Source organism: Marinarcus sediminis (SeqCode) (genome assembly GCF_048571275.1).
Lineage (GTDB): Bacteria > Campylobacterota > Campylobacteria > Campylobacterales > Arcobacteraceae > Marinarcus > Marinarcus sediminis.
In genome coordinates this window covers 1,129,283-1,141,591 of the sequence record NZ_CP182357.1, presented here as the reverse complement: position 1 = coordinate 1,141,591, position 12,309 = coordinate 1,129,283, and the positions used below count along the sequence as shown (strand labels likewise).

The window sequence follows — 12,309 nt, the reverse complement described above, 5'->3', positions numbered from 1 at the left end:
CCTTTAAATTTTATACTTTGATTATAATAAATTTAAAAAAGTAAAAACAGAGAGTTACTATTTATTTTTTATACAACTGTGTTATATTTTGTAATGTTCAAGGGGATTGTTGTGTATGTTTTTTATACAATCAAAAGAGACAAAGCGTCTCTTTTGATCAATAAAATTTAATGGGTTTTTATCATATATGAGTGGAGAACAAATATATAAAATTAAACAGCTTCACTTCCTGTTTCACCTGTTCTGATTCTAACTACGTTTTCAATATCCGTAACGAAAATTTTTCCATCACCAATTTTACCTGTTTTAGCAGCATCAATGATTGTTGAAATTGTTTTATCTACTTCGTCATCATTTACAATAAGTTCAATTCTTATTTTTGCTAAAAAATCAACGATATACTCAGCACCTCTATAAAGTTCTGAATGACCTTGTTGTCTTCCATAACCTTTTACATCAGTTACTGTCATACCTGTAATTCCATTTTCAACTAAAGCTTCTTTAACATCTTCAAGTTTAAATGGTTTAATTATTGCTTCAATTTTTTTCATACTTTTTCCTTAATAATATTTTGTATAAAGTTATTCAAAAAAGCGATTACGCTTTTTTGAATTCAGGATAACACTCTAATCCAGTTTCATGGATATCTAATCCAGTTACCTCTGTCTCTTCATCAACTCTTAAACCAACAATAAGATCAAGAATTTTCCATACTATAAACGATGAAACAAATACAAAAGCACCCACAACTACAACACCTTTAAGTTGTGTTAAAAGAGTTATTTCAGGATTAAAAATACCAACAGCCAATGTTCCCCAGATACCTGCAACTAAGTGAACAGAAAGTGCACCCACAGGATCATCAACTCTGATTTTATCAAAAAATGGAACCGCTAAGACAACTAAGATACCACCAACAATACCTTCAATAAACGCCGTCATCATACCTAAATCAGGACCTGCAGTACACGAAACAAGACCAGCTAATGTACCATTTAATACAAATGTTAAATCCACTTTTTTATAGATAATTTGAGTCATAATTGCCGCTGCAATTGCACCAGCACTGGCTGCCATATTTGTATCAGCAATAACCATTGCAATACCATCAATATCTTCTTTTGAACCTAATGCCAATTGAGAACCACCATTAAATCCAAACCATCCCATCCAAAGAATCAATGTTCCTAATGTTGCTAATGTAAGGTTAGAACCAGGAATTGGTTTAACGTTACCATCTTTATCATATTTACCTTTTCTGGCACCTAAAATAAGAACACCAGCAAGAGCAGCCCATCCACCAACAGAGTGAACAACAGTTGAACCAGCAAAATCGCTAAAACCAGCAATAATTCCACCTAATTCAGATCCACCCCATGACCAGTGACCTTGGATTGGATAAATTACACCACTTAATACTACTGTAAAGATTAAGAATGGCCATAATTTCATTCTTTCAGCAATTGATCCAGAAATAACAGATGCAGCAGTTGCAACAAACACTACTTGGAAAAAGAAGTCAGCCATTACAGGATATCCCATATCAGCATTGTTTTTACCACTTAACATAGCACCAGAACCAATAAATGCTCCTCCATCACCATACATCAAGTTGTATCCGATAAAGTAGAACATAATACAAGAGATTGCAAACAATGCAACATTCTTAGTTAATACCGTAGCATTATTTTTACTTCGAGTTAAACCCGCTTCTAACATAGCGAAACCAGCCGCCATCCACATTACTAAAATTCCCATTGTTACAAACAAGAATCCATCAAGAATATATTTTACATCAGCAAAATTTTCCATATCCGTCCTTTTCATTTTTTAATCTAGTCAAATTGTAATATAAATTAAACTTAAAGTGAATAAATTAATTGTATAAAAAATAAACAATAATTATTTTTTTAAATAAAAATAAAACTTTGTATAAATTATAATCACAACTGGATTATTATCTGTTTTTTTACATGCTATACTTATAAACAAAATAACAAAAAGGTGCGTTATGAAAGAGTATTTAAACATCTATGAATCAAACAAAGAGAAAATAGAAGATTTTATTCAACAAAGTATTATCAATATCGGTGAACTGAGAGGTTTAGAAAAAGGAAACTACAGAGTTTTGTTCTCTCTTTTTCCCGCTTTAGAACTTATTTATAGCATCAATAAAGAGACCAAAATACAAAATTCACCTAACTATTACAAATATAAATTGGATGAGACTGCCAAAAATTTTGACCGAAGTTATCTTCTTTCAAAAGTTCATTTTGAAGATAAAGATGTCGCTTTCTCTTCAGTATATATCAGCAGTGCCACACACAATAACTGTATAACAGCAAGCATTAAAGAAGGGAACAGTATTGTCTTTTTAGATTTCAATTTAGAGATATTGCTTGAAAAACTCAACTTAATTGAGTTTAATAAGCCTTTCCATTCCGTAACCAAGATTTTTTATGGATTGGCTGGATTTTCAATGGCATTTTTATCGGTGTTTATCATTTTTTATTCACTGTATGGTTTCATTACCAGTTTTATTGTCCATGAAGATTTTGCCTTGGAATCAATTTTTCAACCCGTCATTGCGTTAACATTAGGTATTGCCATATTTGATTTGGCCAAAACCATTTTAGAGCAAGAGGTATTTTTCAAATCTTACTCTCAAGATTCAAAAGTTGAAACAAAAATGATTACCAAATTTTTAATCACCATTATTATTGCACTTTCAATTGAAGCTTTGATGGTTGTATTTAAAATAGCCCTTAAAGATTACGATAAAATGGTCAATGCTTTGTACCTAATTTCAGGTGTTTCTATGATTATTATGGCATTATCACTGTTTATTTTCTTAACAAAAAAAAGAACTACAAAATAATTTAACATAGAATTTTGTATAATATATAATTACTAAATAAGGCTATTAACTATGCAAGAATATATTGCTGTCTCACCAGCTTCAAAAGAGATTTTAAACTCTGCGACACTACTTAAAACCTTAGGCGTCAATGCTTTGATATCAGGAAGTGTTGGTACAGGGAAAAAAACATTGGCAAAGTACATCCTTCCTGATGCTACAATTTATGATGCACAAGAGTTACAAAAAGATATCAGTGACAAAGTCATGCATATCAGTCATGATGCGATTATAATTGATAAAATTGAGAATATCACCAATGTGGAACTTCTTTTAACTTGGGCAGAACAAAATGAAATACGAATCATTGCAACATCACTTAAAGACGATTTAAACAGTAAATTAAAAGATTTTTTCAGTATCACTTTGTTTATTCCAAATTTGGAGTTCAGAAAAGAGGACATCAAACCTTTAGCCAATAAGTTTTCAGCCGAAGCCATGCGTGTTTTAGGAGCAGAAAAGAAACCTGAAAAACTCATCATCAACACTACTGAAAATGCCATTACTCTTAGAAAGTCAATCTATTTTTCATATCTTTTTGAAGGTATTGGTGAAAATGAAATCATGATGCTACTTGAAAAATTTATGCTTGATAATATGCAAGGAGAGAACTCTTACCGAGATTTGGTTTATCTGTTTGAAGCACCTTTACTAAGAGCCAGTCAAAAAAAACATAAAAGCCAATTGCAAATGTCAAAACATTTGGGATTGAATCGAATCACTTTGAGAAAAAAATTAGAGATACATAAAGATTTATTATAATGACCGAATTAAACATAAAAATAGAGGACTTAATTGAAAAAAAAGCCTCTGATTTTGAAATTTCAAAAGTCTTTAAGATGCACATTAAAGAGTATTTAAAATCCATCAATAACACGCTTGAAACTACTGGAGGAAAAGAGTTTTTCGTTCAGCACACTCAAAAAATAGATAAATTTCTTATTGCTTTATACAAATACCTTTTAAGAAAATATTTTGGCTCATATTTGCCTATGGGCAGTTCTGTTCCCATTACGCTTGTTGCCCTTGGAAGTTATGGAAGAGAGCAGTTGTGTATCTATTCGGACGTTGATTTAATGATTCTGTATGAAGATATTCCCGCTTACAACTTGCAACCCATGATCAGTGAATTTATTACTTTAGCGTGGGATTGTGGTCTGAAATTGGGTTCAAGAGTACATCAACTCAATGATGTTGAACAAAGTGTCAAATCAGATATTACCATTAAGAGTTCCATTATCGAATCACGGATGATTTATGGTTCTAAATATCTTTGGTACGGGTATCAAAATTTACTTACAAAAATACGAAAAACAGAACAAAAAGAGTTTATATTAGAAAAACTTACCGAACACAAAGAACGACTTTTAAAATTTCCTTTGAAGATGGAACCTAACATTAAAGATGGTTATGGCGGTATGAGAGAATCAAATATGCTCTTTTGGATTTCAAATATCTTATATGGCGTAGATGATACAAAAAACTTAGTGGACAAATATTTCAGTGAAGAGGAGTACCGAAAATACAGAAGTGCCTTAGAGTTTCTCTTTCAAGTACGAAGTATTTTACACAATATTGCCAATAAAAAACTTGACCAAGTTAATTTTGATCTGCTTCCAGAACTGAGCTTTAAACTGGGATATAAAGATAAACCTCGTCTTACCAAAGAGAGACAATGTATGTCTAAACTCTTTAACTCACTGCATGCTGTTCACTTTTTTACAACCATTATGATAAAAAAATTTACACGTCAAGTACTTTTTGAAAGCAGCAATGTTGCAAAATTAAAAAAATGCCGAATCAATAAAAATATCTATAACATCAATAATGAACTCTTTACCTCTTTTAACCAAAAGCCCAAAACATTGACACTTTTTTTACAAGAGCTTTTAGACTTACCCTCAGTCGTAACTCGATTTGACCGTTCATATATCTATTATGCCAGTAAAACTCAACTGCCAAATAAACACACTGAAGTGCACAAAAACTTAATTAAAAAGCTTATGTTTAAAGAGTCTTTATACCCTATTATTAAACTTTTATACAACAGCAATCTTTTTCAAGCCATTATTCCCACAACAAAAAAAATCATCAATCAACCACAATTTGATGGATACCATCAACAACCTGTGGATATTCACTCCATCAATGCGTTGCGATTTGCTGAAAATATCAAAGACAAATATGTCAAAGCCATATACACTACGCTTACTCCTCATCAACAGTCCTTAACAAAAATTGCAACACTGTTTCACGATGTAGGAAAAGGAAGACAAACCGATCACCACGTTGCCGGGGAAAAACTTTTTAAAAACATGGCACGTGCTTACGGTTTTTCTTCAGAAGATACCGCAATTGTGGCAAAACTGATTCGATACCACAATCTCATGAGCAGTGTTGCTACGAATGAAGACATCTATTCGCAAAAAGTCATTTTAAGTTTTACCGCCATTTTAAAAACGAAACTCACATTAGATATGCTCTATGTCATTACCTATGCAGACATATCAGCAGTGGGAAAACATATTTATAACAGTTCTACTTCTTCATTATTAAAAGTATTGTATACCCAAAGTTTACCTGCTTTTGATAATATTGACCTACTCAATGAGAGTTCAAGACGCGTTGCCAAAATAAACAGCATAAAAAGATTGTCTGCTTATAAAGAGTTATCCACCTTGATGAAAAAAAAGATTTCATATATCTCTTCAAATCAAATCTTTTTACAACTCAGAGCCAGTGAAATATTGGATTTAGCAATTAAAGCAAAAGACGTTGAAAAATACAGTTTTAAAATTTTAAATGAAGATGTTTTAGTCATTCGAATCATACGTGCAGTACCCCTAAATTTGGGGTATTTATTGGGAAAATTAGAGTTTTTAAATATTGCTTCAATGAGTATTTTTAAACTCTATGATGATAAAAAATGTTTTGAAGTTAAATTCAGTGAAAAAATAGATGATGAGGACATCCCTCTTATTGAAGAGATTGTTGAAAACTCATTTGACATGAGTAAAAGCACCAAACACATTGTTCCCGATATAAAAAAAGATGAAATTGAAGTCGACTGTAACCATACACAATCATTGGCTTCAATGAAAGTCAAAACAAAAGATCAAAAAGGACTCTTAGCTTATATTGCCAAAATATTTGATGATTTTAATATTGAAATAGAGAGTGCAAAAATATACACCAGCCGTGGAAAAGCACGCGATTTGTTCCTAATTGAGAAAAATGGAAATCTGTGTGTAAATGTAGATCAAATTGTCAATTTGATCTGTTCTTACAGTGAAGATAAACACAATTAGTTCATCTTTTATGAAGCGATACATCACTTCATAAAAGTTTGAAAATTATTTGCTTAAAAGTTCAACAATATCTTCTATACTTAACAGTTTTCCTGTACTTTTAACCACACCATCTACAACTAAAGCTGGCGTACTCATAACACCATAATTCATGATTTCAACTACATCTTCTACTTTTTTGACTTCATGAAAACCACCAATTCTTGCGACAGCTTGTTTAACAGCTTCTTCCAAAGCCTTACACTTTGCACATCCTGTGCCTAAAATCTCTATTTTCATCTCTACTCCTTAGATGACTTTTTTATGTCAAAATAAAATTAAACACATAACCAATCATAATAATACCCAAACCAACAATTCCAAAAAATATTCCAATCAATTTAACGTGTAAAATTCTTTTTAATATCATCGCTTCAGGAAGACTCAAAGCCGTTACTGCCATCATAAATGACAATGCGGTTCCAAGTAACATCCCTTTTTCCGTTAGCACCTCGACCAAAGGCATCATCCCTGCGGCATTGCTGTACATAGGAATTCCCATAAGTACAGCTATTAATACAGCAAAAGGATTATCAGCTCCTGCGTATTGTGCTATAAAATCTGCAGGAATATACCCATGAATAAAAGCACCAATGCCTACTCCAATGAGCACATAAATATAGATTTTTTGGAAAATATCACAAGTATAATTCCAAGCTTCTTTGGCTCGTTGTTGCACATTGAGTTTGATTTTAACTTCATTCAACTCTCCCTCCATGGGTTTTACATCCAATAAAATATATTTCTCACACTTCATTTTCCCTATGAAATATCCGCCAAAAATAGCCACCAATAGACCAAAACCGATATAAACAGCCGTGATTTTCCAACCAAACAAACCAAAAAGCAATGCAATGGCAATTTCATTGTTCATGGGACTTGAAATCAAAAAAGAGAACGTAACTCCAATGGGAATTCTCGCTTGAATGAAACCCAAAAACAAAGGAATTGCACTGCAAGAGCAAAATGGCGTGATAATACCAAAAAGAGAAGCTAAGATATTGCCTGTAAATTGTGATTTTCCTTGCAAATAGGCTCGAACGTATTCTGTATTAAAGTGTGTTCTTAAATAAGAGACCACAAAAATAATCAAAAGCAGTAAAACCCAAATCTTGATGACATCAAAAATAAAAAAGTGTATCGCTTGTGCCAAATGGCTGGTTTTATCCAGCTGCAAGAGTGAATAAACCAGATAATCTACAAGTTTTTCCCAATAATAAAACATTATACCCCCAATGCTCTTTGAACTTCAGGCAGAAGTTTCTCTTCTATTTGGTTATAAATCTCTTCAAATGCTTCAAAACCTTTTCCATCAGGATCTTCAAATCCCACATGCAACACTTGAACTTTTTTAGGAAACATGGGACACGCTTCTTTGGCATGGTCACATACAGTTACAACCAAATCATACGCATTGTCAATGACCTTATCCAATGTTTTTGAGTGATACTCTTTTTTCCAGATTCCTTTTTGTTCCAACAGCTTTTGGGCATTGACATTGACTTTTCCACTGGCTTTTACCCCAGAACTTTCAGCGGTGATACCTTCTAATTGTGCATTAATCAACGCTTCTGCAATAATACTTCGACACGAATTTCCTGTACATAAAATCAAAACTTTTTTCTGCATCTTTTTTCCTTAAATTATATTCAAACCACTCAATAGAATCTTAAATCCTAAAATAATTAAGATAATTCCACCTAAATATTCCGCTTTATCTTCTAAAAAGCCACCCAATTTTTTTCCAATATACACAGCAATCACACATAAAACAAAGGTAATTAACGTAATCACACTTACAGCATACCATATATCAATAACATCAAATGAAAAAGTTATACCAATGGCAAGAGCATCGATACTTGTAGCAATCGCCAAAATCAACAATGTTTTGTTTTTTAAATCTTTTATCTCATCTTCAAAATCATCTTCCATGGCTTCCTTAATCATTTTGTATCCTAAAAATACCAAAATGGCAAAAGCGATAAAGTGATCAAAACTGTTCACAAAAGAGGCAAATAAACCTCCCATATAGTAGCCAATGAGTGGCATTATTCCTTGAAAAAGACCAAAGAATAACGCAATTTTAAGGGCACTTAAAAAATCTATACTCTTATACTTACTTCCACTGGCAATAGAAACTGCCACACTGTCCATTGCCAAAGCAATGGCAATTAAAATAATTTCCAAAAATTTCTCCTACAATGCCAACAGTACAAGTAAAAGTACTGGAGGTGTGATTAGTAACCCAAATTTTGAGTATTGTGCAAAACTGATTTTAATGCCCTTTTTAGCCAAAACATGAAGCCACAACAGAGTTGCCAAAGAGCCAAAAGGGGTCATTTTTGGTCCCAAGTTGCACCCAATAATATTGGCATACGCCAATGCATCATTGGGAATATTGGTTAAGGCAATATCCATAATCATCACCGTTGGCATGTTGTTCATAATGGCACTTAAAAATGCTGCAATAAAACCCGTACCTACAATAGCAACCGTATCGCCTTGCAAACTCAACTCTTTTAAAATGAGTTCCAAATGGTCTGTCAATCCTGCATTTTTAAGTCCATATACCACAATATAAAGTCCAATACTGAACCAAACCACTTGCCAAGGTGCCTCTTTGATAATATGTAAAGGTTCAACGGTTTTAAAATATGTGGCAATAATTAAAAACAACACTCCCCCACCAAAAGCAAAAACACTCACGGGCAAATCATAGGCATCTCCTATAAAATACCCCACTAAAAGCAGCGCTAAAAACAGCCATGCAATATAAAAAAGTGTCATGTTTTTAATCACACTTTTAGGCTCTTTTAACAAACGAATATCCACATGTTTTGGAATATCTTTTCGCAAAAAAAGCCACAAAAAGAGTACTGAAACTGCCACACTGACCACATAAGGGAGAAACATATTGGCCATATATTCGCCAAAACCTATATGAAAATAGTTTGCCGTAACAATATTGGTTAAATTGGAAAACACCAAAGGCAACGAGGCGCTGTCGCTGATGAATCCTCCTGCAAGCAAAAATGCCACAATGGATTTTACATTCAGTTGCAGTATCCGCATTTTTGCCAATAAAATGGGGGTTAAAATAAGAGCTGCTCCATCATTGGCAAAAAGTGCTGAAACAAAGGCACCCAATAAAATAGAATAGATAAACATTCTTAAACCATTGCCTTGAGAAAATTTTGCCATTTTCAAAGCCGCCCATTCAAAAAAACCAATTTCATCTAACACCATTGATAAGATAATAATTCCCACAAAAGAGAGTGTTGCATCCCAAACAATATTGCTGACTATCAGCACGTCATTTAAACTCACCACGCCTAAACTCAAAGCGACTATTGCCCCAATCATTGCAGTTGTTCCAATTTGTAAATTTTTGGGTTGTGTAATGACAAAAAACAATGTAATAATAAAAATAAGTGTTGCACTTAACATATTAATCCATCTCTTTTTTAGAGCACACTTTTTTCAAAGTGGGTAACGCTAACTCTAAACAGATAATTTCTTTTAAACACGCTTGCCTAAACATGTCCAAGGGGGAACGAATCTCATAATAGGCCCATCGTCCAACTCGATTCACTTTTAAAAACCCCGCTTCTTTTAGAATTTTCAGATGTCTTGAGAGTCTTGATTGAATCATATCAAATGAATTTTCCAAATCACACACACACACTTCACCATTAATTTGTATAAATTTAAGCAGTTTTATACGTGTTTCATCGTTTAATGCACTGACTGATTTTAAAAAAACATCCATTTTCTCTCCTACTCATTGAACTGAATACGTAGTTTATCACAAATTAATTAATATATCAACATATATTGATATATTAATACTTATTTTAAAGTTATTGCTAAAGGATGCATTGGATATAATCCTCAAATGCTTATAATAAAAAACAGAATCACGATAATAATACAACTGCTTATCCTCATCTCTTTGCTTTTTTTACTGGGATCGGGACTCTTTTTATTTCAAAAAATTGAAGATATACAAAATAATGTTTATTCCACAAAAGTTATTGAAAATGAAAATCGAATTACCAACTTAATCAGCGACAAAAAAAACACCACACTTACCTTGGCACTCATTTTATCTCAAGATGAACATATCAAAAATGCTTTAATCACCAGAGATTTTTCAAACTTAAAACTGGATGCTCTCTCCCCTTTATTAAAACAATACAGTGATTATAAGAATGTTTGGATTCATATTGTCAGTTCAGATGGAATAAGCCAATATCGAAGTTGGACACCCCAAAAAGGGGATTCTCTTTTAAAAGTAAGAAAAGACATTGCCCAAATGATTAAAAAACCTCAAAATATGACAACCATCAGCGTTGGAAGATTTGATATGACTTTCAAAGCAATGGTACCAATTTTTGAAGACACGAAGTTTTTAGGCCATGTTGAAATCATAAGCCACTTCAGTTCTATTACCAAAAAACTCCAACAAAATGGCAGTGAATCAATTATTTTGGTAGATAAAAAATATAAAAGTCAATTTAAAAAACCTTTTACAAAACTCTTTATTGACGACTATTATGTAGCAAACTTATACATAAAAGAGGATATTTTAAATTTCATGAAAGAGCAAGGTGCCGAAAAATTTTGGAATCAAGATGGTTATACAATACAGAACAACTATTTTATCAGTTTTCATAAAGAGTTTAATGTTGATGGTGAACTTATGGCAACATTTGTGCTTTTTCACAATCTCAAAGAGATTAAAACTTCCCAGATGGACTCCTTTATTCTTATGTCGAAAATCATCATCCTCAGTATTTTTGCCATATCCATCTTTGCCATATGTTTTATCTATTTTTATTTAAAAAAGAAAGAAGAAGAGTCTATCAATGCCTTTTTAATCAAACACAATATCGAACTTGAAGAGAGAATTGAATTAGAAATAAGAAACAGCCGAAACAAAGATTTACAATTGGCAAACCAAAGTAAGTTGGTTGCAATGGGGGAAATGATTGGAAATATTGCTCACCAATGGAGACAACCCCTCTCTGCTATTTCAACAGCCGCAAGCGGTTTGCAAATAAAATATGAATTTGAATCCTTAAATCAAGAAGACTTTTTTGAATTAACCAATGGAATCATACACAACACACAATACCTCTCTGAAACCATTGATGACTTTAGAACATTTTTCAAACGAGATAAACAAAAAGATGTATTTAATATTGCTAAAAACATTCACGATACCTACCGAATTATCCAAGCGCTGTATAAGTCAAATGATATTCAAGTTATTTTTGAATTAGACAACAGCCTAAATTTTCATGGTTTTAAAGGTGAACTTTCACAAGTCTTTATCAATATCTTGAACAATGCCAAAGATATTCTTATTGAACGTAATATTCAAGAAAAAGTTGTTTTAATTCAACTCTTTAAAAAAGCTCGAACCATTGTGATTGAATTTCATGATAATGCAGGTGGTGTTGAGGAAGAGAATAATACAAAAATATTTGATCCATATTTTACAACAAAACACCAAAGTCAAGGAACAGGAATTGGCCTGTATATGTCCAATGAAATCATCACCAAACATTTTAATGGTAAAATATACAATGAAAACAGAGTATTCACGGTTGATGATACAAACCATTTTGGGGCAACCATGATTATTGAACTGCCACTTCAATATGAATAAATCAAAAGGATAACCCACATGACTTCACTTCTTTTTAAAGCACTCATTGGTGCACTTATGGTTATTCTTATGTCTGTTTTAGCAAAAACAAAAAACTATTATATTGCTGGGCTTGTCCCCCTTTTTCCTACTTTTGCACTCATTGCACATACCATTGTGGGTCTTGAAAAAGGGCAGAATGAGTTAAAAGTAACAGCACTGTTTGGAATATTTTCTGTTGTACCTTATTTGGGATATCTCATCAGCGTCTATTTTTTTGCCAACAAAGTTACCCTTTGGGCAAATTTATCCATTTCAACTCTTGTTTGGGTAATACTGGCATTTATTTTAATACTGGTTTGGCAGAGAGTAATGATATAAGTGTTGAG

General features: G+C 32.6%; 13 protein-coding genes. 5 read left to right on the top strand and 8 right to left on the bottom strand.

Annotation, left to right across the window (positions count from 1 at the left end):
* Positions 1-212: 212 nt before the first annotated feature.
* Complete coding sequence (locus tag ACNI3C_RS05690) at positions 213-551, bottom strand: P-II family nitrogen regulator (protein WP_419771279.1); 339 nt, start codon at positions 549-551, stop codon at positions 213-215.
* Between the two features lie 46 nt (positions 552-597).
* Positions 598-1,812 (bottom strand): ammonium transporter family protein, encoded by a 1,215-nt coding sequence (locus ACNI3C_RS05685; RefSeq protein WP_419771278.1) that lies wholly within the window; start codon positions 1,810-1,812, stop codon positions 598-600.
* Positions 1,813-2,011: 199 nt separating this feature from the next.
* Between ACNI3C_RS05685 and ACNI3C_RS05680 the strand changes: the two genes are divergently transcribed.
* Genes ACNI3C_RS05680 through ACNI3C_RS05670 form a run of 3 tightly spaced genes read left to right on the top strand, consistent with a single transcriptional unit; the run spans position 2,012 to position 6,225 of the window.
* A complete protein-coding gene (locus ACNI3C_RS05680) occupies positions 2,012-2,878 on the top strand; it encodes a hypothetical protein (RefSeq protein WP_419771277.1) in 867 nt (288 codons plus the stop codon).
* A 51-nt stretch (positions 2,879-2,929) separates the two neighbouring features.
* Complete coding sequence (locus tag ACNI3C_RS05675; RefSeq protein ID WP_419771276.1) at positions 2,930-3,679, top strand: Fis family transcriptional regulator; 750 nt, start codon at positions 2,930-2,932, stop codon at positions 3,677-3,679.
* Positions 3,679-6,225, top strand: coding sequence for a [protein-PII] uridylyltransferase family protein (locus tag ACNI3C_RS05670; protein WP_419771275.1), 2,547 nt, complete (start codon positions 3,679-3,681; stop codon positions 6,223-6,225). Before ACNI3C_RS05675 ends, ACNI3C_RS05670 begins: the two co-directional genes overlap by 1 nt.
* Before the next feature lie 45 nt (positions 6,226-6,270).
* Here the strand turns inward: ACNI3C_RS05670 and ACNI3C_RS05665 are convergent, their stop codons facing one another.
* Genes ACNI3C_RS05665 through ACNI3C_RS05640 form a run of 6 tightly spaced genes read right to left on the bottom strand, consistent with a single transcriptional unit; the run spans position 6,271 to position 10,036 of the window.
* Positions 6,271-6,504 (bottom strand): thioredoxin family protein, encoded by a 234-nt coding sequence (locus ACNI3C_RS05665; protein ID WP_419771274.1) that lies wholly within the window; start codon positions 6,502-6,504, stop codon positions 6,271-6,273.
* A gap of 22 nt (positions 6,505-6,526) precedes the next feature.
* Positions 6,527-7,489: a permease gene (locus tag ACNI3C_RS05660; RefSeq protein WP_419771273.1), complete on the bottom strand. Its 963-nt coding sequence runs from the start codon at positions 7,487-7,489 to the stop codon at positions 6,527-6,529.
* Entirely contained in the window at positions 7,489-7,893 is a 405-nt protein-coding gene (locus ACNI3C_RS05655; RefSeq protein WP_419771272.1) for an arsenate reductase ArsC, read from the bottom strand. Before ACNI3C_RS05655 ends, ACNI3C_RS05660 begins: the two co-directional genes overlap by 1 nt.
* 9 nt (positions 7,894-7,902) lie before the next feature.
* Entirely contained in the window at positions 7,903-8,454 is a 552-nt protein-coding gene (locus ACNI3C_RS05650) for a manganese efflux pump MntP (RefSeq protein ID WP_419771271.1), read from the bottom strand.
* 9 nt (positions 8,455-8,463) lie between these two features.
* On the bottom strand, positions 8,464-9,714 hold the full coding sequence (locus ACNI3C_RS05645) for an arsenic transporter (RefSeq protein WP_419771270.1): 1,251 nt from the start codon (positions 9,712-9,714) through the stop codon (positions 8,464-8,466).
* Position 9,715: 1 nt separating this feature from the next.
* Positions 9,716-10,036, bottom strand: a complete 321-nt coding sequence (locus ACNI3C_RS05640; RefSeq protein WP_419771269.1) for an ArsR/SmtB family transcription factor — start codon at positions 10,034-10,036, stop codon at positions 9,716-9,718.
* A gap of 126 nt (positions 10,037-10,162) precedes the next feature.
* Here ACNI3C_RS05640 and ACNI3C_RS05635 point away from each other — a divergent pair, with 126 nt between their 5' ends.
* A complete protein-coding gene (locus ACNI3C_RS05635) occupies positions 10,163-11,941 on the top strand; it encodes an ATP-binding protein (protein ID WP_419771268.1) in 1,779 nt (592 codons plus the stop codon).
* An 18-nt stretch (positions 11,942-11,959) separates the two neighbouring features.
* Complete coding sequence (locus ACNI3C_RS05630; protein WP_419771267.1) at positions 11,960-12,301, top strand: GlpM family protein; 342 nt, start codon at positions 11,960-11,962, stop codon at positions 12,299-12,301.
* The last annotated feature ends 8 nt before the right edge of the window (positions 12,302-12,309 follow it).